A 22201-nucleotide genomic window follows, 5' to 3' on the forward strand; every position below is an offset into this window, starting at 1 on the left:
GAAGGGGCTAAAGGTGGGTATCGTAGCCCGTGACCGAAGTGAAAAGAGCCGGTAAATCCTCCCCGTACACCATTTCAAACGTCTGCTGGTTGGTAATGACCGGTTCCCAGTCAACCAGCTTCTGGTGGTAGAATTCCACCTTGTAGGTGTCGGTGGGCATGAGGGTAATTTTCAGACGGTTCACCTGGGCTTGGTTGCGGCGCAGGTCCATCCGCAGCCAGGGATTGGGGTTGCTGGCCGTGCGGCCGGCGGCCATGAGCTTGTCGGCTCCGGTCATCACCAGGAAGCGGCGGCCTCCTAACTGGGATAGAATGGTATAAGCTTCTTCGACGACTTCGGGCTTGGCGCTCATAAGCAAAAGGCTGTTTTATTGCGTTGCGGACACTAATTAAACGCAAAAACCGATAATAATGTTTCAATTTTATTTAAATTAAAGTTTCTATTATTGACTAAATCGATAGGATTTCTCTATCCTCACGTATCATTATCCGTCCGTAACCCTTTCCAGCAACTTGGCATGGTCGACTAAGGCATCTGGCTCGGATTCAAAACCCACATTGTGGCTTCTGTGGGCATCTAAATCTGCTGATTATGCGCAGTATAAAACTGGTGATTTCAGCACAACAGCACAGGGCTAAGTCTTATAGCTAAGTGTCTGTTATTTTGTACTTTGATTGTGTTTAATTGGTACTTTCACAACTAACTAATAATTCAATTTTATTAATAATAAAGTGTCAAATTATGATGGTTTAGTCTGACCTGTTGGCCCATGCATTGATTTTTCCCTCTTGTTCATTTTTAAGTCAGCTTCTCAGCGTTTTTCTGGGCCACTATCGCCATAATGATGCCCAGGGCTTAGTTTTTTCGTTTTCAGTGAGCAATCTGTTAGTCGGATGCTATTGAGGGGCTGCTCGGCTGGGGTGGGTGCTCCAGAAACTGTTGCTGCTGCTTGTTCTCTGAGTTGCTGATACTTATTCCAGTACTTTAGCAGTACAAGAAGAAGTTATCAACTTGTAATAATAGTATAAAAAAGTAGAAAAGTACAATACCGGTTTTTTACCTTTTTAAACTCTGTTGTTTGTTTTCCTTTCGGCCCATATGCCGGTGGGGTATATCCCTTCGGTCCTAAATGCTTTCTCTTGGTCGACAGACTAAATAGTAGTCTTTTACTGATTAGTTAAAAAGAACATAATAGTTTACTATAAGGAGTAAACGGCCAAAAGCTAAGTTCTGGACAGGTAAAAGCTAAGGTTTGGACAGGTGCTGCAGTTTCAAAAGCTAAGTTCTGGACAGGTTTTCGCCATCAAATAGTAAGTTCTGGACAGGTAAAAAGTAAGGTTTGGACAGGTGGGTTATCCACATCGTCTCGTCTGCTTTGGGTAACTGCTGCTGGTTGCCGAGCGGAATAAACTAAGGTTTGGACAGGTGTCCGGCCCTGGGCACTGCTTTCCCGATATGTGGAGTTTGGCTGCACTGAGCGAATAAACTAAGGTTTGGACAGGTAGTACTGGCAGTGGCCAGCCACATCAGAAGGGTGGCTACCCGGCGACGGACTAAGTCAAAAGGTAAGGTATGCGAAGTGGCACCTTACCTTTTTAGACGTTTTGGTATATCTTGCGTATGCTTCCCACCGCTACCTGCTGCTCAACTCCATGGCTGACAAACGTATCTCCCGCGTCCCGGCTGCTCCCATGCTGGAGCTTGACCTCAAGTACGAGCCCGAATACCGGGGGGAAGTCAAGCAGCACTGGAACGTCACGTTTGCCCACCAGAAGAAGATTTCGGTGTACGGCAAGCGCATCATGGCGCGGGTTATCGACCAGATTCGGGACAACGATTACCAGCTGCGAGATTTCTATCAGCTGCACATCTCCTCCATTCTGGAGGGCACCGACATCGAGCCGGAAACGGCGTATTCGAAAATCAAGGGGGCGCTCTACGAGTTGGCCGACGTGAAGTGGGAGTTCGAGAGCATAGAAAAGAAGGAATGGTACTTCCGGCACCTGCTCGACACGACCCGCGAGCAGCGCGTGGGCTACAAGGACGGCATCATCACCATCCTGCTCAACCCGCAGCTGGCCCCCTACCTGGTAAAGGCTGCCCACTTCAGCAAGTTTCCGCTGCATGGCTACATGAACCTGAAAAGCTGGTATAGCATGCGGTTCTTCGAAATCCTGGCCGCCTGGCAGGACAAGGGCTACTGGGAAGTGCCGGTGGAGGAATATCGGCAGTACATGGATTGCTGGTACGAGTACGACAAGCGCGGGCAGGTAAAGAAGGGTAAGACCGGCAAGGCGCTGATGAAGTACCCCAATACCATGCTGCTCATTGCCAACACCATGAAGGAGCCGGAGAAGGAGTTGGCCGGTACCGACTTTGAGTTCACTTTCACTCCCATCTACGAAACTACCCGGCCCACCCGGGGTCGTAAGAAGATTATCCGGTTTCGGTTCGAGCTGAAAAAAGGACCCACGCTGAAAGACATTCCCGCCTCCTGGCTGGAAAACGCGGCCACCGGCAGCATCATTGCCCGGCTGCGGGACTGGAAGGTGACCGATGCCAACATCGTCAAGTACGCCCCCATCCTCAAGCAGGAAGGGGCCCTGGAGCTGCTCAAGGCCTGGGAGCTGAAGAACCGCTCCAATCGGCATATTGATGACAAGCTGCGCTACTGCAATGCGGCCTTCGTGCGGGCCGGCAAGCAAGCGCTGGAAGATGCCAAGCAGGCGAAGATTGATGAAAAAAAGGAAGCCGCTGAGGCGAAGCTAATTGTACAGCAGGCACTTAATTTATAATATTCTTCATTAGAGGCTCTGCTAAACATGATAACCCCAAAAGCATTTGGCTGTATAATCAAGCATTTTGATGAGATTGATAAAGTAGTGTCTTCCCGAATGACACGTAAACGGCCGTGGAGTGAGCCGTCTTTGACTTCGTTGTTATGCGATATGCTGGATGAGGAAACTCAGGCAGATGGGAAAATCAATTACACTTTTGAGCAGTTACAGAATGATTTAAAAAGTGAGGATGGTTTATTCGGTGTAAATCTTTATATCGAAACTATTGAGTTTAACCCAGCACATGAGCGTTATATATCACAAAGTGATATTGGCCTACGATTAGTTTTTGATAATAAAATTGAGCCCAGTCTATCGTGGACTCGGCCTTATCTATTACAAGCTAAAAGGTTATTTCCAAAAAGTATAACTCCGCTTACTTATCCTGAGTCATCTGGGTTCACAAGCTTTGATAAAAATCAGAAAGCGCGTATTGACCTAATGAATAAATTACTAGGAGACAACTATTTAAAATATCTTCTGTTTTGCCCAAGACCAGATGGGGTTGATGATGACACAAAAGTCAAGCTAGCCTACTTGCGGAACACAACGCTCTCAAAGCAGATTTTTGACTTTACAAGTGGGCTTGAAATATATAAGGAATTAGTGACCGGCGCAGAAACATTGAAGGCGGGTATCTTCCTTATTGATACTGATAACGCCAATCCAAGTTTCGGCCAAGTTCATGCTGGAATTTTGAATTCTACCTTTCCATTAGGTTGGTTTATTGCTATGAACTTTTCTGATAATGACAGATTCTTACAACAACAGAGGCTGGTTGAAAAAAACAGCAGAACTAGCTCAAATTTTGACAGCAATAAACTCGTTAATGGTATTTTAACTGGTGACGAAAAGGAGGTTAATGAACTTGTCAAGCGAATAAAGGAAATTAGTAATGAAACATTTCCTGACAATATTCAACTTCTCCCAAAGCACACAATTACCATAAGGGTAAGCGTGGGAGAGCAAATTAATCCTGATAATCGGAGAATTAAATCTCAATAAAATTCATGTATAATTAGTTACTTATAATGAAGAAAAATCTCAAATTAGATTTAGACATTTTAATTAATTCAGCTATCGAAATTGGCAATCGTTTAACAGGGCAAAAAAAGCCGGCTGACCAAGAGAGCTTATACTATGCAGAAGGGCTTGGGCAAAAAATAATAAGCCACACCATATCCGTTCGCCACTTATATCATGGCCAACAGTTGATAGTAGGCAATAATCAGTATCCGGTACAAATTGATTTTGCTTCACTAGCAATACTGGTCAGAGCAGCGTTGGAAACGTACTTAACCCTTAATCACGTTTTTATATCGGCAAAAACACTCGAAGAGGCTAAGTTTAATTTTCTATGCTGGCATCTTGCCGGCTTCTTGGACAGAATGGGGTTTGAACCCAAGAACCAAGCTCAGATTGAGTTGAAAGAAAGTGAACGCAAGTCTATTAGTGCCCTTACTACCGAGATTCAAGCATCTCTTCCCTTTAGCACGTTGAGTAAGAAGCAGCAAGAGGCAGTTTTGAGAGGAAACTGGCGCGTTGATAAAAGTTGGAGACAATTGGCAGTAAATGCTGGGTTTGACGAAGGATTTTTTAAGCAGCAATACAGTTTTCTATGTGGCTATGCTCATTCCAGCCGGCTGAGCGTAATCCAGATTCAACAAAGCAGAAATCTGGTGCAGCAGCAGGAAATGGCAGATGCTTCCGTTGGCGTCGCAATGGTGGTACTGGCTAAGTTCATGTATGACTACATCCAGCTAATCCCTACCTTAAAGGCTGTTCAGAACAACTTATCAGCTTTCGGCATGATTTCAATTTGGAAAACCATTGGAGAGCAACTGGAAAAATAGTAGTTATACAGGACTCTGACAGGGCAGTTCGAAACACTAGTCTGGGTACTCGTCCTCTTGCCGCGTGGATTGTTGGTAATTCCTCAAAAAGCCCGTCTGTTGCTGAATGGACACCGCCAATTCACGCTCCCTAGATGCCCATCCTTGGGCGGGATAATAAAATAAATCCACATTGCCAATGTTCGCCCGGCCCCCACCTGCGAACGAAATGCCGATAATGTGGTCTACGTCGTCAAAGAAAACCAACTTAACTACCCGACAGTAGCTTTCCATGTAGGCGTAGCGTTGCTGTCGATACTGCTCATCCGTAAGGCCTGACTGCCGTGGATACGCCAGATATACGAAGCGCACGCCTTGGTAGGACGGTGAGTCGGCCATGCGCATTATGGGGTTTGTGACGGGGGAATTGGCCATAAGGTCCGCCAACGGGCGCGCCAACACACGCCGGCTAAAGCGTGGTTCTTGCGCTAAGAAACGCAGGGCCTTTTCGTGGGCCTCGTAACTGTAGTCGGTGGCAAAGTGCAGTGTATTTGCCTCGAAATGGCGGGTCACAAATTCGATTACCCCATCCCAGGTGTAGCTCACTTGGTCGTTGGCCAGCCTACGAGGTAGCTCCTCACGGGCGAAGAGAGCCCAACCCCCTTCCTCAAACTCTTCATCCGTAATGGCCTGCGCTGAATCAGCCGGAAAACAGTGTGCATCCTGCGCATCGGTATGACGCAAGTAGTAAGCCAATAAGTCTTCTTCGCCGGCGGCCCACACTGTGCGTCCTGGCTTTAACAAATAGGCCTCCTTGCGTTCCAGATACTCTACGAAGTCCGTAATGGTGGCCTTGGTTAAAAGTTTAGTACAAAGGTTAAACGCCCTTTGCCAAATTAGAACGGACGTTGGGCAGTAAGCTGTGCTAATGCTGCTGCGTCAGCGTCACGCTCTGGTTACCCTATACCTGCTTACTACACTCATTTGGTTGGCCGTAACTTGAGCCGTTGCTGGTACTGCGCCAGCGTACGCCGTACCTCGCCGACGGAGTGTAGACCATTGAGGGAGAGATAAGGAGTTTGGTCTGGATGGTAAGGGAGGCGGCCGGCACGGCTCCGCCCGGCGCACCGAAACACCTGTGTCTGCCACTCCGAAATGCGTCCGACCAATTTCTCGCCTACTTCGTGTCTATCAACCTGCTGCACCTCGGCGTAAACCAGCGCCTTGGGAAGGTAGTATCCGCTTCGTCAGGCTTTCGCTGGGCCTCGCCTCGCTGTACTATATCGGCCTCTGAAAAGCCGAAGTGCCTGCCCCATTCGATTCCAACTCCATTCTTGCCACCGTCATCATCGGCCCCGACGGCCAGGTGGTCACCTGCCACGACGGCATGGCCGCGTACTACACCCCCGAGTTCAAGGCCGCGCTGGAGAAGCTGGTTCGGTAAGCGGCGTTGGCAGGGTGGGCGGATGAGTGCCCGAAATGAGCGGGGAGGGTCCGCCCCGAGGTTATAGCAAACTGCCTACCTTGCCGCCATGTCCGATTTTCGTCTGCGCGTATTTGCCACCGTGGCCCGGCATCTGAGCTTTACCAAGGCCGGGCAGGAGCTGTTTGTGAGCCAGCCGGCCGTCACCAAGCACATTCGTGAGCTGGAAGCCCAGTACGGCCAGCGCCTGTTGGAGCGGCGCGGCAACCGCGTGAGCCTCACCGAGGCCGGCCGCCTGCTGCACGCCCACGCCGATGCCGCCGCCGCCGCCCAGCAGCAGCTCGAAGACCAGCTCCTGGCCCTGCGTGACCCCGAAGAGGCCGCCGGCCGCCTGCGCCTGGGGGCCAGCACCACCTTGGCCCAGTACGTGCTGCCGGGGTTGCTGCCCGCCTTTCAGGCCCGCTACCCGCAGGTGCAGCTCTCGTTCCTGAACGCCAATTCCGAGCGCATTGCCGATGCCCTACTACGCGGCGAGCTGGATTTGGGCTTTGTAGAAGGCCGCACCAAAAGCCACGACCTGCACTACGAGCCGTTGCTGCCCGACGAGTTGGTGGCCGTGCGCCGCGTCGCGCCCGGTTCCCCGCTCGCCACGCCGCTGTCCTTGGCCGAGGCCCTGGCCCACCCGCTGGTGTTGCGCGAGCGGGGCTCGGGCACGCTGGAAATTCTCGAATTTGCTCTGCGGGCGCAGCACATTAAGCTCAGCAGCCTTTCCGTAGCCCTTTACCTGGACAATACGGAAGCCATCAAGCGCTACCTCGAAGCCGCGCCGGCGGCCCTGGGATTCGTGTCGCGCCGGGCCCTGGACCGCGAGCTGGCGGCTGGACTGCTCGAAATCGTGCCCATCAAAGGGCTGCACCTGGCCCGGCAGTTCGAGGCACTCTGGGTGCAGGGACAGGTGCTGGCCCGGCCGGCCCAGCGGTTTCTGAGCTTCGTGCAGGGGCAATTCAAGGGGGCCAAATAAAGGCTGGCGATGCCGGATAACCATTCGGTGTCAGCTGGCAGCGGCTGTACTTATACAGCAGGAGGTGAACCGGGTGGTTCGTCCAACGGCAGATTGGCGATGGCACAGGTCTGCCGGTGCCGTAACAACTGCTGCCACGGCCATCCGGGCGGCTCAAGACTGGCGGGAATGCAAAAATCAGCTATTCTATAAATAACTTTTGGTTATGCAGGATAACACGATTGGATAATCCTTTGCGTAGGGGTCGCCGTATATTTGCCTCAGAAACAACCCCCTCCCGCTCATGGCACTCCCGGTTCATTCCGCAACTCCGCAAGCCCCTGATTCGCCGCTCGCTCCCGCTCCGGCGCAGGAACCGGCCGCTCCTGAATTCAACGAAACCACCGGCTTCTTCCGCCACCTGCACACGCCCCGCGTGCTGTTCGGGCAGGATTTCACCCTGAAGCAGGTGGTGTTCGTGCTGTTCTTCGTGTTCTGCCTCACGCCCTGGGCCTCGCCGCCCATTGCCCTGGCCCTGGGCTTGGTGCTGGCCCAGACCATCGGCAACCCCTTCACTACCCAAACCAAAAAGGCCACGGCCAAGCTGCTGCAGTTCTCGGTTATCGGGCTGGGCTTCGGCATGAACGCCCACGCGGCGGTGCAGGCCGGCAAGGAGGGCATCCTGTTCACGGTGGTGTCCATCTTCGGCACGCTGCTGCTGGGCCTGGTGGTGGGCCGGTGGTTGGGGCTGGGCCGGCACGTGGTGCATCTGATTTCGTGCGGCACCGCCATTTGCGGCGGCTCGGCCATCGCGGCCATCGGGCCGGTGCTGCGGGCCAAGGACGAGGAGATGTCGGTGGCCCTGGGCACGGTGTTCGTGCTCAACGCGCTGGCCCTGTTTGCCTTCCCGCCCATCGGCCACGCGCTGGCCATGACTCAGAACCAGTTCGGCCTTTGGTGCGCCATTGCCATCCACGACACCAGTTCGGTGGTGGGCGCGGCGGCCGCCTACGGCAATAAAGCCCTGGAAGTAGCCACCACCGTGAAGCTGGCCCGGGCCCTGTGGATTATCCCGATTTCCATTGGCACGGCCATGATTTTCAAGCAGAAGGGCGTCAAGGTGAAAATTCCCTATTTCATCTTCGGCTTCATCGCCGCCATGCTGCTCAACACCTTCGTGCCCGCCGCCAAGCCCCTGGGCCCGGTGATGGTGAACCTGGCCAAAATCGGCCTCACGGTGACGCTGTTTTTCATCGGCGCGGGCCTGTCGGCCAAGGTGGTGCGCTCGGTGGGCATCAAGCCCTACGTGCTGGGCATCCTGCTCTGGTTGGTGATTTCGACTGGCTCGCTCTACGTGATTCTGCACACGGTATAGCGCAAAGCGCACGGAGGAAGTTGGACTACCGAAGCAGCTAGAACAACCTCATTTTCAATGCCATGCGCATCACCAAATACATTCATTCCTGTTTGCTGTTCGAACTCGACGGCCAACAGATTCTTTTCGACCCGGGCAAGTTTTCCTTCATCGAAGGCTTGGTGCACCCCGAGGTTTTCAAAGACGTATCGGTCATCATCATCACCCACAACCACCCCGACCACCTCGACGTGGCGGCGCTTCAGAAAATCGTGGCCCTGCGTCAGGTCATTATCATCTCTAACCGCGAGGTGGCAACCGAACTGAAAGCGCACGGCCTCACGGTGCAAATCCACGAGGAAGGTCGCCTAGACTTGGGCGTGTTTCAGCTGCTGGCCCTTCCGGTGCAGCACGAGGCCATTCTCGACAGCCCCTTGCCGCAAATGACCGCCTGGCTGGTGAATGGCAAGGTGCTAAATCCCGCCGACTCTTTTGCTAACAATTTGTTGCCCTTCGCGGGGGTGGAAATGCTCCTGCTGCCCGTCACCGCGCCTTTTCTCACGGAGCTGGTGGTGGCCGATTTCGCCCTGAAAATGCGTCCCAGGCAAATTTTGCCCGTACACGACGGCTACCTCAAGCCCTTCTTCATCCAGCAGCGCTACGAGAACTACGGGCCGTATTTTGAGAAGCACGGCATCGTGTTTCACCGGCTGGCCGAACCGGGCGATGCCATTACCCTCCCGTAGCCTACTCCCTTATGCCGCTACCCCCCCCACCAACCCACTCGCCCTCTCGGACCGGCTGGCCCTGCAACGGACCCGGCTGGCCAATGAGCGCACTTTGCTCACCTACGTGCGCACCAGCCTGGCGCTGGTGGGCTTCGGGCTGGCGCTCCTTCAGTTTCACCCCGAGCGGGGCGGCCGGTTGGGTTACTCCGCGCTGGCGGTGGCGGGGCTGGTGCTGACGGTCGGGCTGCTGCGCTTTCGGGCCCATTGCCGGGAATTGGCGGCCTGCCAGCTAGCAAGCGGCGAAGGTAGTTGAGCAACAAAAAACCCCGGTGCTACCCGAAGCAAAAGCGTTTGCGCCCCTAAAAAAGCCCCTGATGCGACATGCACCAGGGGCCTTCTTGGTCAGCAGCCGGCTTACGGCTGCGTGAGCGTGACCGCGCCGGCCGGGTTTTTGTCGCCGAGCACCACCACGGCGAACCGGCCTGCCAGCCGCAGCCGAATCTGGTAGTAGGCGTTGACTTCGACTGCGCCACCATCATCGGTTTTGAAGGAAATGACCGGCTCCGGGGCCACCAATGCGGTTTTGCTGTCCGACAGGTACAGGGTGTAGGTGGTGTTGGCGGCCAGCTGCTTGAGGGCCAGTACCATTTCGTCGAGGTCTTCGGTGGGGCGGATGGTGGCCCCGCCGCCCACGCCGGGCACCGGCTGCGTACCCACGGGCACCAGGCGGATGTTCACCGGCGTCACCGGCGTGAAGGCTTCCAGCCCACTGGCGCCGGGGCTGCCACCGCCGGCTTTCACCACGTAGAGCAGGGCCTGCGGGGCCTGGCCGCTGCCGGTTTCGGTGAGCTTGGTGTTGGTTTTGGTGTCGATGCTGACCAGCGCGTCGCCGTTTTCCAGGCCCACGTAGAGCTTGCTGCCGTCGCCGTTGGGCCACACACCGTGCGGGTTGGCCCCCACCGGGATAGTGGCCAGCAGCTGGCGCTGGCGCGAATACACCTTCACCGCGTTTTCGCCGCCCACGGTTACGTAAGCGAAGTCGCCGGCGCTGGCCCCGCTGAAGCGGGTGCCGCCGCCGGGGCCGGCCATGTTCACATGGTTGGTGCCGGGGCCGGTGTCAATCACGCCTTCCACGGCGTAGGTCTGGGCGTTCACCACGGTCACCTTGCCCACGTCTTTGTGGGTCATCCAGACCTGCTGGCCGTCCTCGGTCACCACCAGGTTGGGCGAGAACTTGCTCACCACCGGCACCCGGGCAATGACCTCGCGCTTCTTCACATCAATTACGTCGAGCGTAGCGGTTTCGGAGTGGTCCACGAAGGCCACTTTGCCATCGGGCCGGAACACGACCATGCTCGGCTCGTGCTCGGTGGCAATGTTTTTCACCACCTGCATTTTCTCCACGTCAATCACCGTCACGTAATCCTTGCCGCGCACCGCCACCCAGAACTGTCTGCCGTCGGGCGTGAAAAAGCCCTCGTGGGGGTTGCGGTCCACGTATACCTTGCCCTTGACGGTGTTGGTGGCTAGGTCGATAAAAATCACCGCGTTGGTGAGGGTGGCAATCACGCCCAGCGTCTTGCCATCGGGCGACACCCCCAGCCCGTGCACGTTGGACTCCATGTCGTAGAGCGGGCTCAGAAACTCGGGCCGGCCCTTGCCCAAGCGAATCACGCCCAGCAGCCGGTTGGTGCTCGGGTCGTGCACCGACACCGTGTTCGATGACTGGTCGGCCAGGTACACCCGGTCGGCGGCGCTGGCTGCGATGGGGCCGGGGTCGGGCGGAATGACCATGTCGGGCTCGGTTTCCTCGCTGTTCTTTTTCGAGCAGGCCCCGAGCAACAGCGTGGCTGCCAGGGCCCAGGTGGATAAGGTAGTGATGCGCATGGAGGGATGAAATGCTGGTTTTGCCGCCCAGTCTAAGCCGGACTATTCGGCCAGTAAAGCGGGTTCACCGTCAGTGGTTTTGGGTGCGACGATTACCCGCGAAAACTTTTTGCCCGCTGGGTTCAACTCGCCGCCCGCGATGCGCTGCACCGGCCCCAGGGCCTGGCCCATGGCCCCGCCTTTGGCATCGGTGCGCACGGTGGTCAGGGCGTAGTCGCGCGCGTAGGGCGCTTTGGTGCCGCTGGTCAGGAAGATGTCGTAGTCGGTGTTCGGCGTCAGGCCGCGCAGGGCGAAGGTGGCCAAATCCACCAGCCCTTCCGAGCGCAGCGTCATGGTGCCGGTGGCGGGGCCAGCGGTGGGCGGCTTGAGCGTCCGCACCACGGCGGGCTGGTCAACCAGCTGCCGGCCGAGGCCGGTGTTTGTGGCCGCGCCGGCAGGCACGGCGTTGGGCACGTACATCAGCGCCATTGGGGCCTGGCCTACCTTGATTTTGGCCAGCACCCGGTTGCTGGCCGTGCTGATGGCCACGGCGGAGTCGCCGTTTTCCAGGCCCACGTACATCCGGCTGCCGTCGCCCGAGGGCCAGATGCCGTGCGGATTAGCCCCCACCGGAATGGTGGCCAGCTGCTTGAAGCCCGGGGCGCGGCTGTACACCTTCACTACGTCCTCGCCGCCTACGGTCACGTAGGCCAGCTTGCCGGCCGCCACATCCACCGTGGCCACGTGGTTGGTGACGGGGCCGGTTGTCAGCACGCCGCTGATGGTGAGCGTCTTGGTATCCAGTACCGATACCTTGCCCACATCCTTGTGGGTGAACCAGATTTGCTGGCCGTCTTTGGTGGGGAAGATGTTGGGCGAGAAGGGGCTCACCACCGGCACCTTTTTGATGACTTTGTAAGTGGCCACGTCCACCACGGCCAGCTCGGGCGAGAAGCTGGAGCACACAAAGGCGCGCTTGCCGTCGGGGCTGAAGGCAATCTGGCCGGGGCCGTTGGGCACGGGCACACGGCGGGTTTCGCGCATCGTGGCCACGTCAATCACCGATAGGTAGTCCTCGCCGCGCACCGTTATCCAGGCCTCCTTGCCATCGGGCCGGAAGGTGGCCTCGTGCGGGGCCCGCCCCACGTACACGCTGCCTTTGATGACGTTAGTGGCCGTTTCGATGAAGGTCACGTTGTTGGAGCCCACCGACACCACGGCCAGCAGCTTATGGTCGGACGAAGCACCCAGGCCGTGTACCAGCGCCTGCCCCTTGTAGAGCGCCGAGAGCAAGTCGGGCTGCGGCTTACCCAGAATAATCTGGCCCAGCAGCTTGTTATCCATGGGGTCGATAACCGAGACGGTGTTGGAAATCTGGTCGGCGGTGTACACCCGGTCGCGGTGGCTGACGACCTGAGCCGCCGCCACGCTGGAAATGAGCAGCAGGCCGGGGAGGAGAGGGAATTTCATGGGATAGGGAAAAAAGAACGTCATGCTGAACGAAGTCGCAGCATCGCTACCTCTTTACTAATCAACACTTCTTCAACGAAGCGGTAGCGATGCTGCGACAAGCTCAGCATGACGGTTTAAACGGAATTAGGTACTATTTGCCAGGATTCTGCGTGCCCACGGGGTGCTGTTTCAGCCAGGCAGCCATCTGCTGAATCTCGACCTGCTGCTCGGCGATGATGCTTTGGGCCAGGCGGCGCAGGGCGGGGTCCTTGCCGTACAGCAACTGCAGACGGGCCATGTCCACGGCCCCCTGGTGGTGGGGCAGCATCATGGCCGCGAAGCTGGCGTCGATGTCGTCGGGGCGGGCCCCCTCCATGCGGCGCATGCCCTCGTCCATCACCACCATCACCGAATCCATGCCGTGCTGGAAGGCGGCGACCGGGGTGCCGGGCGCGGCTGTGTGGTCCATCTTCAGGCCGGTCATGCCCGTCATGGAGTGGGTCGTGCCCGGCATTGATGTAGTACCAGCCGGGGTATGGTGTTGGGCGCGGGCCGTCGCGACTCCGCCGAAGGTGAAGGCCAGCAAAAAGAGGAAGGGTTTGGTCATGTCGTGCGCTGTTGCCGTCCCATGAGTGGGGGGCTGGTGCACTAACGGGCAACTTCCAAAAATGAACGCCCGACACGGGCCAACTGGACCTATCCCGGGGTGAACTGGCCTTCCAGGTTCCGGGCCGGCTCAGGCAAATCGCTTGAGCAACTGCTGTACGCCGGCGCTGTAGCTGCGCGAGGAGGTGACGTGCTGGCCGTTGGCCATGCGAAACAGGTACTCGCCGTGCGACCAGTGCCTGAAGTCCACGATGTGGGCCGGGTTGACGATGCACGAGCGGTGGATGCGCAGGAACACGGCCGGGTCGAGCCGCTCGGCCAGCTGGCCCAGGGCCGTGCGCAGCGGGTAGTGCCGGCCGGCCGCGTGTAGCTGCACGCCGTTGCCGCTGGCCTCGAAGTAGCACACCTCGGCGGCCGGCACGAAGAAGCTGCGCTCCGGCAGCTTCACCAGGAACTGGTCCTGGTAGTCAGCTGCCGGGGCGGTCCAGCTGTGCAGCAGGGCCTCCAGCTCGGGGACGCGGGCCTGGTACTGGCGCAGGCGTAGCTGCTGCTGCACCCGGCGTACGCAGTCGGCAAACCGGTCGGGGTCCAGCGGTTTGAGCAGGTAATCGACAGCGTGGAGCGCGAAGGCCTGCACCGCGTACTGGTCGTAGGCCGTCACGAACACCACCAGCGGGAGCGGCTGGCCGGCTTCCCGCAGCCGGCCCAGCACCTGCACGCCATCGAGGTCGGGCATTTGCACATCGAGAAAGACGACGTCGTACGCGCCGGTTTGCAGGGCGGCCAAGGCTTCGGTGCCGTTCGCGGCTTCGCCCGTCACGGTCAGCGCCGGAAAATCGGCCAGCAGCTCCCGCAGCAGGCTGCGCGCCAGCGGCTCGTCGTCGACCAGCAGCGTGCGGATGGGCCTCATGCGGATAGATGCGTAACCCCGGCCGCTGCCAGCCGGAACGGGATGGACAGGCGCAGGCAGTAGCCGCACGCCGGGGCCGACTCCACCGCCAGGGCGTAGTCTGGGCCGTAGAGCGTAGTCAGGCGGCTTTCCAGGTTGCGCAGGCCGATGCCCCGGGCGGCGGTATCGGCCGCGCCCTGGCCGTTGTCGTGCACTTGCAGCACGAGTCGGTCGCCCTGTTTTTCGGCCCGCACGGCCAGCTCGCCGGCCCCGGCGCGGGGCGCCAGGCCGTGGCGCACGGCGTTTTCCACCACCGGCTGCAGCAGCAGGGCAGGCAGCAGCGCGCCCTCGGTATCGGGGGCGATGTCGTAGCGCACGGCTAGCCGGTCGGGGAAGCGGGTTTGCTCGATTTCGAGGTAGAGGCGCGTGAGGCGCAGCTCCTGTTCCAGGGTCACCTCCTGCTCGTCGGTGCCTTCCAGCACCAGCCGCAGAAACTGGCTGAGCTGGGCCAACATGCGCCGGGCGGCCTTCACGTCCTGGGTCATCAGGGCTGAGACGGCGTTCATCGAGTTGAAGAGAAAGTGCGGCTGAAGCTGCATTTTCAGGGCCTGCAGCTGGGCCTGCACCAGCTGGGTTTCGAGCTGGGCGGCCCGCACCCGGCCTTCGCGGTACCGCTCGCGGTACTGCACGGCGTAGGCGATGCACAGCAGCATCCAGTAGATGGGCACCCAGTTGTTGGCATTGGCCACAACGGTATGCAGGGAGAAGCCGCCCGGCGTGGCCCCGCTGCCGTGCATCACGGCGGCGTAGCCCAGGCGGTACACCAGGGTCAGGACGTAGCTAGCCGCCGCGTGGGCCAGCAGGTGCCAGAGGCGGTGCCGGCGTTCGGTGAGGTTGAAGCGGGCCGCCAGGGCGAACACCACTGGCGTGAGCAGGCCCCAAATCAGGCCGTGCAACAGCCGCCCGCCCAGGGCCTCGCGCCAGTCAGTGGGCGTGCCGGCCGAGAGGTTCTGCACAAAAATCAGCAGCACCATGAACCCGCTGAACAGCAGCCACGCCAGGGCAATGGTGGAGCCGCTCACCAGGGGCGGAGATAGTTGCCGTTCCAGGGGCCGTGCGGTCGTACTCATGCGCTTTAAAGGTAGCGAAACCCGCCGCCGCCGCGCTGGCCTGGCCTCCAGGATGGCCTTTTTAGCGGGTCAACGGGCCTTCGGGTCAGCATCGGAGAAAATGATTTCAGCCAAAGCAGGCAGGACAGTGCCTGAATAGATACGGAAAAAGGCGGTCCTAATAGGCGGGCGAAATGCGTCACTTGCTGGCGCACGGCGGCTTCGACCTGCTCGAAGGGCGGAACCCCGAATTGCTGCAGAATCTGCTGCTGGTGGTTAAAGCGGGTGACCTTGCCGTAGCGCGTCCACTCCACCGCTCCCAAGTGGTAACGCTGCTGCACGTACGCCTGGTCAGTCGCCAGGAACCGGTCCACGGGAAAGAAGCACCCCGTCGTCTTGAAGTAGCCGACCTGCAGTACGAAGCCGCCCCGGCTGTGCGGGGCCAGCAGCGTAGCCAGAGACCGGGTGGCCCAGTCGGGCAACGCAAAGAAGAGCTGCCGCTGGGGCGGATTGAAAACAGGGGGCTGGTCGAAGGCACGGCGCTGGGTCGCGTCGAGTAAAAACAAGTAGCGGGCCATGGAGCAGGAAGGAAATCCTAAAAATAGCCAGCTGGCTTGTTCACTAAAACGAAGGTTACCCTTTATAAGTACTTACGCCACCGTAAAGTGGTCATCCACGCCCACCGAAAGCCAGCCGCTGCCAAGGCCGCCGATTAACTTTTGTACCAAACTTTTAACCAAGGCCAATGGTGTCGAGCGTGCGCAGCACTGTCACTAGGCTAGCATCATCGAAAACATGCACATACCCCCGAGTCGGGTCTAGATGTCCTACTGTAAAGATTTCCAGCTCGCGGGGCTGAGTGGTGGGCCCTTGAGGGTGGCGCTGAAAGTGTGCGTCGCCTACTATACTAGTATCGATGAGTAGGCTACCCATACCCTCATAAATGGCTTGGCATGCCGCCGATACCCCGTGCGTCACCAGCACCCGATGCACCTTCATATCGGAGGGTGGCGGTAGGGTGGCCCGTAGGGGCCGCTGGCAAGTCGCATCTTCGTAAATGCGGTTTGGGAACCGTTTCAGCCAGCTTTCTGCTCCCCAGATTTGCGCCGCGCTCTTCCAGATGGCTCTCTTAAAATACCGGCTCCAATTCACCTGCTCGTCCTCGGTAACCGGATAGGCACAATCCTTATCAGAGAAGATGATAACGTGGTTGCCAAATATAACCAACTGGTCACACAACTCCTTTCCCACGTTAGCCGGGGGTGTTTTGCCTTCGTCCGTGTACGGATTAGAGTAATTCCAAAGGGAAAGAAAAGAGCGTTGGCAAAGCTGGGCGAGGTAACGCTCCCCATCAGTAGTGCCGGCAGATGTAGGTGAGGTGGGCATCACAGGTAAATATACAATGCCCTGTTACCAGCCCAGTTAAATTTTGCCCGCGCTTCTCTTGTCTTTCAGGCAGTTACTGACACCTTTTACAGCTCAACATTTACGTTTATATCGGCTTATCGTTGAAGCCTGTAGCAGCCCACTTATTTAGTGGCCCGGAAAATTCTCTGCTTTGATGAGCCCGAGACTAAGCAATTTGGGCTGCCTACCGTTGCCGGTGCTCACGTAAGCCAGTTGGCCAACAATGCTGTTCACGGCCTGCCCGCGCCAAGGAAGTTCGTCCACCGGGCCGGCTTCGGCCCGCTGCTTCAGGTATTCGATTTCCCGCGCTTGGTTGCGTAGGCCGATGGTGGCCGCGAGTAGGGCAATGCCCTGCTCGACGGTGTCGACAAAATATATCCGGTCCCCTCCCCTGGTAGCAGTACCTCAAACCTGCCGCCCAGCACCTGCTGGGTGTTCGAATTAACGTAGTTGAATCCCTGGTGTGTGGGCGGGGACAGCAATTCGTACTGGCCCGCGTCGTCGCTGTGGCGGTCGTTTACCTTGATGGCGTAGTGATTGCCGTTCCAGTAAACAGCGGTCACCAGGCTCTGCACATCGCGGTAACGAGTGCTGCGGACGGTGGCCCCAATGACAATGCGGCCGGCGTGGGTTTCGATGGCGGGAAGGTTCGGTAACATCAGATTTTGCAATTGTAAAAAGTGGGGTTAGTCACGCTGCTCGTCGGCCGGGTATTCCGGGTACTCGGTGCTGTCCTGGTTGTCGGCCAGCTCGTCGCCCTCCTGGGGCGGGTATTCCGGAATCCAGTCGCCGTGCTCGACCGGCGCGGGCTCCTGGCCGTTGGGGATGAACTCGAATGCATACCGCTCCTGCACCTGGGCCAGCGTTAGCGGGGTTAGCGTGGGGTAATTGGGGCCATAGTGAAAACGGGGCTCGGTTTCCACGTAGTACTGCCCGCTGGGCTGCTGCCAAAGCGTAACCCGGCCGTTGCCCTCCCCTTCCTCGGCCGTGGCCCGGCGGCCCGAAATGTAGACGTAGCTGTCGAGCGGCAGCTGCCCCAAGTCGAGCTCTACGCGCTCCCACAGGCATTCCCCGCTGCCGCCCATTTCTTCCTCAAACGCTACCCACGTCCGCCACTCGTTATTCTCCACGATGCGGCCCCGGTACTGCTCCCCCTGCTCTTTCATCGCTTCGGCCAGGGCCCCTAGCGTGTCGTACTGGTCAAAAATGTACGCCTCGCGGCCGGGGATGCGGAACGGGCCGTGGAACTGCTCGGTCAGGTAGTCCACCTGGTCCGCCGTGCCGTCGCGAAGGGCAAAAATCTGCGGCCCCTTGCGCTCGTGGCTGGCCTCGTGAATCTCTAGGTAATGGTGCTCGGGAAGGTCTTTCCAGTTGGCCGGGTCGGCCAGCTGGGCCGCGTCCTGGCGGTCCGTGCCGGCGAAGTATTCCACATCGTAGAAACCGTAGTAGTCGGCCAGCCCGCCGTACACCACCGTAATGCGGCCGGTGGGCATGTTGCGGTAGTAAAGCGGGGCCGGAATCACCCGGTAGTCCTGCAAGATGATTTCTACCACTTCGGGCACCTGGGCCGGCGCGGCGGGGCCGGGCGTATAGGGCTCCAGCTCACGACCGAAAAAATGGCCTAGTGTGACGCTGTGCTTCGCCAGATGCTCCGGCATCTTATCTGGCTGGCAAAGTACCCCTAAGTAGCCCTCCGCGTGAAAGTACGCTTTCACCTCGGCCGGGCCGATGCTGTTCATGTGGACGTGAACGCGGGCACCGATGGCGGGCACCTCACCGCTGCCTGACCATAGCAGGCCGGCCGGTAAGCCGGCGCGAGTGGGGTAGCCTACCCACTGCGGGCACTGCTCGGGGTCACCGGACCAATCGAGCGGGCTAATCTGGGGCTGCTTGGGGGCGGGGGTTATCATATCGAAGGGAAAAGGGAGTAGTGATAAGACGAGCCGGGGGCTAGGCGGCAAGGGCCAACTGGCTGCCGAATACCACGCCGGCGCGGGGGCTGCTGCGCTTCCGGCGGCTGGCGGTCCTGGCGTGGTGAGTGGTTTCGGTTACCAGTCCCAAAAAGCCGGCGGCATGCGTGTAGCCTTTCACCTCGGCCCGCTCCGGGTGTCCGTCGCGGTTCACCGTTACCGTGGTCCCCACTGCTGGCACGGGCTGCTGGGCCGACCAATGCAAGCCACCGGGCAGCATCGTTAAGCGGGGCGCGGCCTCGAACTCGGGCACCGGGTTGGTCAGCTGCGCGGCAGCATCCTGGCGGGCTTGCCAGGCATCCTCGCGGGCCTGACGTTTGGCGGCGTTGGCGGCCCGAAGCCGGGCTAAGCGGGCGGCGGGAATGCGGCGGGCGGGGCGGAATGCGGCGGGGGCGTTCATATTGAAAACGGGTTTGAGGTGAAAAGAGCGGCTAAAACCAGGGGGCGGCTTCCCAGGCGGCCAGTTCAGCGGCGGATATTACCGGGGGTGCACCGGGCGCTTCGTCGGCGGGGTCAAATCGGTCGGCCCATACCTCGCCGGGGGCTAAATCAAAAGCTGCATCAACCATGGATAAAGAGCTGTTTTATCGTTCGTTGCTCATACCTATTAAACGCGAAATTCAGTAATAATGTTTCAATTTTATTTAAATTAAAATGATAATTATTGACTATTTAAGCAGGGAATGCCGGTAATCTTATGGCCGCATTTTTCCCTCTTGTATAGCATTAGCAGTTGCCTTTTTGCAATTGCAATTTCCTTTTGTTGCCCGCCCCAATGGCTGCCCGACGGAATAGCTCCATCGGGCGGCCGTTGGCCTTACTGCGGAGCCTCCTCGGCGCTCGGGGCTTCCTCCGCTTCGTAGCTGGGCACGATGCCCAGAATGTGGTTGGCGGCTTTCTGGCCTTGGCTGGCCGCCGAAATAATCAATTGCTTGTCGTTGCGCAGGGCTTGCAGCCAGTTGGCGATGTAGCTGGCGCTGCTGGGCTCGGTGCGGGTTAAGTCCAGCCCGGCCGCGTGGCTTAGAAATGAGGCCCCCAACTCGGCCACCAGTTCTTCCTTGGCGTAGGTTTCGCTGCCAAAGGCCGCCAATTCGGTGAGCGTGGCCCGGTCCAGCCGCTTGGCGTGGCCGGTGGAGTGGGTCAACTCGTGAAACAGGGTGTGGTAATAGTCTTCGGCCGAGTGGAAGTCGCTGGCCGCGGGCATGGTCACGGTGTCGGTGCTGGTGCGGTACATGGCTTCGCTGCCCTTATGCAGCACGCGGGGGCCACCCGCGTAGCCGGCCAGCACCTGCTCGGCGGCCTGCTCGGGCGTGTGCTCGCGGCTGGGCAGTTCGGGAAAACTCCATGCTACGCCGTCAATCTGGGCCACGTTGAACACCGTGGAGTATTTCAAAAAAGCCTTTTTCTTCTCCTCGCCTTTGCCGTCGTCCTTCTTGGTCACGGTGAAGAAGACTACCGGCATGCCCTTCTCGCCCCGGCGCACCTGCCCGCCCAGCTCCTTGGCTTGGTTGTAGGTCAGGAAATACGGGTGCTCATACTCCAGCATCCCCAGCAGCAGGGCATTCACCCCCTGATACACGTGCTTGCTGCGGTAGTTACGGGGCGCGCCGTGGGCAGCGTTCCACGGCTGCTTCCACGGGGTCACGCCATTCTCCAACGCCAGAATTATGCGGTTGGTGATGATTTCGTACACGTCGGGGCGGGGAGCAAAAGGAGCGGGCTTTTTCATGGCTTAACAGGTTGGTTTTGTGCTTGCTGCTTATACTATTTAAACGCAAAAGCCCGCATTAATGTTTCAATAATCTTTAAATTAAAGCGTCTATTATTGCGCATTTTATCGTTGTATCTGGCATGGATTCTGATTTTTCCCTTTTGTTCTTTATTCGCTCCTCTCCGGCCTAATCCACTCGCTGCTTGTTGCCTCTTAAGGGATTCGTCGCCCGGCTTTTTCCTTTGGTTCGCGAAAGGGATGGGAGGAATCCAGTCCGCAGGACCGCAGGCGCAGCCGGAGTTCCGGACAGCCCGGCCCGAATAGGGTCGCCCAACCATTCTCCAGCACAATAGCTGCTACCCCATCGCTGAGCATGGCATTAACCCTGGATTTGCTACTTTTGGCAACACTTTCAGCCACTCGCTCCAATCCTTCAGCCCATGACTTCTGCCAGCCAAGCTGCTTATCAGGCCCTGCGGGATTACCTCAACTCGCTGCTCAGCCCCACCCACCCCGACCAGGCGCTGGTGGAGGTACCGGCGGCGCTGCGGCCGAGCCTGGAGGCCTTCATGCGCGGCAAAACCGAGTACCAGGACGAGGCGGGGCGGCGCATGGTTTACGCCCACGACCTGGCAGCCTGGGCCGGCGATTTGATTCACGGGGCGGGCCTGGCTACGCCCCTGCCCCTGGCCACGGTGGACGTGGCGGCGCTCCGGGCGGCCACCCTGCGGCAGGCCGCATGACGTGGACCGAGATTGAGCACCTCACCGAGCTGGTGCAGCAGCTGCCCCCGGTGCGCCAGCAAACCAGCCAGCAGCTTAGTCAGGTGATGGTATCGGCCCACTCCACCATGATTGAGGGCTCCCGCGTGACGGTGCTCGAAGCCATGGATTTCCTATTAGGGGAAGCCCCCACCCTAGGGCCGGGCAAGCCGCTGGAAGGCTACGACATGCTGGGCGACCACGCCCGCGCCCTTGACTTAGCCCTGGAGCGGGCCGACGCGCGGCAGCTGCCCGGCCCGGCCTTTCTGCGGGAGCTGGCGGGGGCCGTCATGCGCAGCACCGGCCGGCTTACCAATACGGCCCTGGGCACCGTGGACCCCACGCAGGGCGACCTGCGCCGCAACAATGTGTTCATCGTTGGGGCCAGCTCGTTTCCCAACGCGCAGAAGGTGCCGGCCCTGGTCGCGGCCCTGGTGGGGGAGCTGCGCGAGCGGATGCCGGCGGTGGCCACCCTGCGCGAGCAGCTGGAGCTGGCCTTCGAGGCCCACCAGCGGCTGGTGAGCATTCACCCCTTCAACGACGGCAACGGACGTACTTCCCGGCTGCTGATGAACTACGTGCAGCGCTACTACGGCCAGCCGCTGACCATTGTATTCCGGGAGGACCGTCAGGCGTATTTCGAGGCCCTGGAGCAGAGCCGGGTGACGGAGGACCTGGCGGTATTCATGGACTTTATGCGGGGCCAGCACGGAAAATCCCTGACGTATCAGCTGTCCGCGTCGGTTCCCCGTACCTAGCGGAGTACGCCCCTTTTGAGGCGTTGCGCGGTAAGTGACCCGGCCCAAAATCCCGGCTCGTTTACCCGGATTCGCTATCTTTGCCAGCACATGCGCCTGCTCGCCCTGTTTTTTGCCTTCTACTTCGCCTGCCTCTCGTGCCTTTCCTGCACGGACGAAGTACCCGTATGCAAGGACCAGCAGCAAACAACCGTGGCCGCTTCGCATTCCGACTGCGGGGCCGGCGCGCTGGGCGACTGGTGCTCGCCGCTGTGCCAGTGCCACTGCTGCGGCGGGGCCGTGATGCCCGTACCGCTGGGCAATCAGGTGGCCTATACTCCGCCCACTGAGTGGGCTACCAGCCTCCGGCACGGCCGGCTGGTTGTGGCCGCTCCAACGCGGGCGCTCGGGTCCGTGTGGCAGCCGCCCCAGGCCTAACCCTTCCCCTATTTTCCTGCTGACCACCCCCTCCGGGTGGCCCGTCGCGGTGCGTGACGGGCGATTTAGCGCTTGGCGCTG

Annotated in this window: 23 protein-coding genes; 11 read left to right on the forward strand and 12 right to left on the reverse strand. The window is 58.9% G+C overall.

Annotated features, from left to right (window positions below):
- Positions 1–7: 7 nt before the first annotated feature.
- Entirely contained in the window at positions 8–352 is a 345-nt protein-coding gene (locus I2H31_RS19915; RefSeq protein ID WP_196294820.1) for a hypothetical protein, read from the reverse strand.
- Between the two features lie 1300 nt (positions 353–1652).
- Between I2H31_RS19915 and I2H31_RS19920 the strand changes: the two genes are divergently transcribed.
- From I2H31_RS19920 to I2H31_RS19930, 3 genes are read left to right on the forward strand one after another with little or no spacing between them, the layout of a single operon-like run.
- Positions 1653–2795: a replication initiation protein gene (locus I2H31_RS19920; RefSeq protein ID WP_196294821.1), complete on the forward strand. Its 1143-nt coding sequence runs from the start codon at positions 1653–1655 to the stop codon at positions 2793–2795.
- Between the two features lie 27 nt (positions 2796–2822).
- Positions 2823–3842, forward strand: a complete 1020-nt coding sequence (locus tag I2H31_RS19925; protein WP_196294822.1) for a hypothetical protein — start codon at positions 2823–2825, stop codon at positions 3840–3842.
- 26 nt (positions 3843–3868) lie between these two features.
- Complete coding sequence (locus I2H31_RS19930; RefSeq protein ID WP_196294823.1) at positions 3869–4690, forward strand: DUF5677 domain-containing protein; 822 nt, start codon at positions 3869–3871, stop codon at positions 4688–4690.
- A gap of 36 nt (positions 4691–4726) precedes the next feature.
- Here I2H31_RS19930 and I2H31_RS19935 read toward each other — a convergent pair whose 3' ends face one another.
- Positions 4727–5413: a hypothetical protein gene (locus tag I2H31_RS19935; RefSeq protein WP_196294824.1), complete on the reverse strand. Its 687-nt coding sequence runs from the start codon at positions 5411–5413 to the stop codon at positions 4727–4729.
- A gap of 559 nt (positions 5414–5972) precedes the next feature.
- On the opposite strand from I2H31_RS19935, the gene I2H31_RS19940 reads away from it, so the two are divergent.
- From I2H31_RS19940 to I2H31_RS19960, 5 genes are all read left to right on the forward strand, one after another.
- A complete protein-coding gene (locus I2H31_RS19940; protein WP_179225616.1) occupies positions 5973–6113 on the forward strand; it encodes a hypothetical protein in 141 nt (46 codons plus the stop codon).
- 88 nt (positions 6114–6201) lie between these two features.
- Positions 6202–7113, forward strand: coding sequence for a LysR substrate-binding domain-containing protein (locus I2H31_RS19945; protein ID WP_073285409.1), 912 nt, complete (start codon positions 6202–6204; stop codon positions 7111–7113).
- A gap of 283 nt (positions 7114–7396) precedes the next feature.
- Positions 7397–8467: a YeiH family protein gene (locus I2H31_RS19950; RefSeq protein ID WP_230687945.1), complete on the forward strand. Its 1071-nt coding sequence runs from the start codon at positions 7397–7399 to the stop codon at positions 8465–8467.
- Between the two features lie 62 nt (positions 8468–8529).
- Entirely contained in the window at positions 8530–9192 is a 663-nt protein-coding gene (locus I2H31_RS19955; protein ID WP_073285406.1) for an MBL fold metallo-hydrolase, read from the forward strand.
- Entirely contained in the window at positions 9173–9487 is a 315-nt protein-coding gene (locus tag I2H31_RS19960; protein WP_044518453.1) for a DUF202 domain-containing protein, read from the forward strand. The genes I2H31_RS19955 and I2H31_RS19960 overlap by 20 nt, the downstream gene beginning before the upstream one ends.
- Positions 9488–9588: 101 nt before the next feature.
- Here I2H31_RS19960 and I2H31_RS19965 read toward each other — a convergent pair whose 3' ends face one another.
- The 10 genes from I2H31_RS19965 to I2H31_RS20010 form a co-directional block, all read right to left on the reverse strand.
- Positions 9589–11061 carry a YVTN family beta-propeller repeat protein gene (locus I2H31_RS19965; protein WP_084549015.1) on the reverse strand — a complete coding sequence of 491 codons (1473 nt, stop codon included), beginning with the start codon at positions 11059–11061 and terminating at the stop codon, positions 9589–9591.
- A gap of 42 nt (positions 11062–11103) precedes the next feature.
- Positions 11104–12510 (reverse strand): YncE family protein, encoded by a 1407-nt coding sequence (locus I2H31_RS19970; RefSeq protein WP_044518525.1) that lies wholly within the window; start codon positions 12508–12510, stop codon positions 11104–11106.
- 133 nt (positions 12511–12643) lie between these two features.
- Positions 12644–13099 (reverse strand): DUF305 domain-containing protein, encoded by a 456-nt coding sequence (locus I2H31_RS19975; protein ID WP_065814192.1) that lies wholly within the window; start codon positions 13097–13099, stop codon positions 12644–12646.
- 129 nt (positions 13100–13228) lie between these two features.
- On the reverse strand, positions 13229–14008 hold the full coding sequence (locus I2H31_RS19980) for a LytR/AlgR family response regulator transcription factor (RefSeq protein ID WP_044518450.1): 780 nt from the start codon (positions 14006–14008) through the stop codon (positions 13229–13231).
- Complete coding sequence (locus I2H31_RS19985) at positions 14005–15117, reverse strand: sensor histidine kinase (protein ID WP_082017271.1); 1113 nt, start codon at positions 15115–15117, stop codon at positions 14005–14007. Before I2H31_RS19985 ends, I2H31_RS19980 begins: the two co-directional genes overlap by 4 nt.
- Positions 15118–15122: 5 nt before the next feature.
- Positions 15123–15674 (reverse strand): DUF4158 domain-containing protein, encoded by a 552-nt coding sequence (locus tag I2H31_RS19990; RefSeq protein WP_044518448.1) that lies wholly within the window; start codon positions 15672–15674, stop codon positions 15123–15125.
- Between the two features lie 1116 nt (positions 15675–16790).
- A complete protein-coding gene (locus I2H31_RS19995) occupies positions 16791–17162 on the reverse strand; it encodes a hypothetical protein (protein WP_196294825.1) in 372 nt (123 codons plus the stop codon).
- A gap of 27 nt (positions 17163–17189) precedes the next feature.
- Positions 17190–18413, reverse strand: coding sequence for a hypothetical protein (locus tag I2H31_RS20000; RefSeq protein ID WP_196294826.1), 1224 nt, complete (start codon positions 18411–18413; stop codon positions 17190–17192).
- A gap of 40 nt (positions 18414–18453) precedes the next feature.
- On the reverse strand, positions 18454–18873 hold the full coding sequence (locus tag I2H31_RS20005; protein WP_196294827.1) for a hypothetical protein: 420 nt from the start codon (positions 18871–18873) through the stop codon (positions 18454–18456).
- Between the two features lie 417 nt (positions 18874–19290).
- Positions 19291–20202 (reverse strand): ArdC family protein, encoded by a 912-nt coding sequence (locus I2H31_RS20010; protein ID WP_196294828.1) that lies wholly within the window; start codon positions 20200–20202, stop codon positions 19291–19293.
- A gap of 422 nt (positions 20203–20624) precedes the next feature.
- On the opposite strand from I2H31_RS20010, the gene I2H31_RS20015 reads away from it, so the two are divergent.
- The 3 genes from I2H31_RS20015 (at position 20625) to I2H31_RS20025 (ending at position 22120) form a co-directional block, all read left to right on the forward strand.
- Positions 20625–20927, forward strand: a complete 303-nt coding sequence (locus I2H31_RS20015) for a hypothetical protein (protein ID WP_196294829.1) — start codon at positions 20625–20627, stop codon at positions 20925–20927.
- Positions 20924–21703 carry a Fic family protein gene (locus tag I2H31_RS20020; protein ID WP_196294830.1) on the forward strand — a complete coding sequence of 260 codons (780 nt, stop codon included), beginning with the start codon at positions 20924–20926 and terminating at the stop codon, positions 21701–21703. Before I2H31_RS20015 ends, I2H31_RS20020 begins: the two co-directional genes overlap by 4 nt.
- Positions 21704–21793: 90 nt before the next feature.
- Positions 21794–22120 carry a DUF6660 family protein gene (locus I2H31_RS20025; protein ID WP_196294831.1) on the forward strand — a complete coding sequence of 109 codons (327 nt, stop codon included), beginning with the start codon at positions 21794–21796 and terminating at the stop codon, positions 22118–22120.
- Positions 22121–22201 lie beyond the last annotated feature (81 nt).

The sequence above is a fragment of the Hymenobacter ruricola genome, from assembly GCF_015694525.1.
GTDB lineage: Bacteria > Bacteroidota > Bacteroidia > Cytophagales > Hymenobacteraceae > Hymenobacter > Hymenobacter ruricola.

Excerpts from the sequence above, each read along its gene's own strand:
- I2H31_RS19950 (WP_230687945.1), top strand. The coding sequence starts at position 7,397 with ATGGCACTCCCGGTTCATTCCGCAACTCCGCAAGCCCCTGATTCGCCG.
- I2H31_RS19955 (WP_073285406.1), top strand. The coding sequence starts at position 8,530 with ATGCGCATCACCAAATACATTCATTCCTGTTTGCTGTTCGAACTCGAC.
- I2H31_RS19995 (WP_196294825.1), bottom strand. The coding sequence starts at position 17,162 with ATGTTACCGAACCTTCCCGCCATCGAAACCCACGCCGGCCGCATTGTC.
- I2H31_RS20010 (WP_196294828.1), bottom strand. The coding sequence starts at position 20,202 with ATGAAAAAGCCCGCTCCTTTTGCTCCCCGCCCCGACGTGTACGAAATC.
- I2H31_RS19960 (WP_044518453.1), top strand. The coding sequence starts at position 9,173 with ATGCCATTACCCTCCCGTAGCCTACTCCCTTATGCCGCTACCCCCCCC.
- I2H31_RS20015 (WP_196294829.1), top strand. The coding sequence starts at position 20,625 with ATGACTTCTGCCAGCCAAGCTGCTTATCAGGCCCTGCGGGATTACCTC.
- I2H31_RS19980 (WP_044518450.1), bottom strand. The coding sequence starts at position 14,008 with ATGAGGCCCATCCGCACGCTGCTGGTCGACGACGAGCCGCTGGCGCGC.
- I2H31_RS19985 (WP_082017271.1), bottom strand. The coding sequence starts at position 15,117 with ATGAGTACGACCGCACGGCCCCTGGAACGGCAACTATCTCCGCCCCTG.
- I2H31_RS20020 (WP_196294830.1), top strand. The coding sequence starts at position 20,924 with ATGACGTGGACCGAGATTGAGCACCTCACCGAGCTGGTGCAGCAGCTG.
- I2H31_RS19945 (WP_073285409.1), top strand. The coding sequence starts at position 6,202 with ATGTCCGATTTTCGTCTGCGCGTATTTGCCACCGTGGCCCGGCATCTG.
- I2H31_RS19975 (WP_065814192.1), bottom strand. The coding sequence starts at position 13,099 with ATGACCAAACCCTTCCTCTTTTTGCTGGCCTTCACCTTCGGCGGAGTC.
- I2H31_RS19920 (WP_196294821.1), top strand. The coding sequence starts at position 1,653 with ATGGCTGACAAACGTATCTCCCGCGTCCCGGCTGCTCCCATGCTGGAG.
- I2H31_RS19930 (WP_196294823.1), top strand. The coding sequence starts at position 3,869 with ATGAAGAAAAATCTCAAATTAGATTTAGACATTTTAATTAATTCAGCT.
- I2H31_RS19915 (WP_196294820.1), bottom strand. The coding sequence starts at position 352 with ATGAGCGCCAAGCCCGAAGTCGTCGAAGAAGCTTATACCATTCTATCC.
- I2H31_RS19990 (WP_044518448.1), bottom strand. The coding sequence starts at position 15,674 with ATGGCCCGCTACTTGTTTTTACTCGACGCGACCCAGCGCCGTGCCTTC.
- I2H31_RS20005 (WP_196294827.1), bottom strand. The coding sequence starts at position 18,873 with ATGAACGCCCCCGCCGCATTCCGCCCCGCCCGCCGCATTCCCGCCGCC.
- I2H31_RS20000 (WP_196294826.1), bottom strand. The coding sequence starts at position 18,413 with ATGATAACCCCCGCCCCCAAGCAGCCCCAGATTAGCCCGCTCGATTGG.
- I2H31_RS20025 (WP_196294831.1), top strand. The coding sequence starts at position 21,794 with ATGCGCCTGCTCGCCCTGTTTTTTGCCTTCTACTTCGCCTGCCTCTCG.
- I2H31_RS19970 (WP_044518525.1), bottom strand. The coding sequence starts at position 12,510 with ATGAAATTCCCTCTCCTCCCCGGCCTGCTGCTCATTTCCAGCGTGGCG.
- I2H31_RS19925 (WP_196294822.1), top strand. The coding sequence starts at position 2,823 with ATGATAACCCCAAAAGCATTTGGCTGTATAATCAAGCATTTTGATGAG.
- I2H31_RS19965 (WP_084549015.1), bottom strand. The coding sequence starts at position 11,061 with ATGCGCATCACTACCTTATCCACCTGGGCCCTGGCAGCCACGCTGTTG.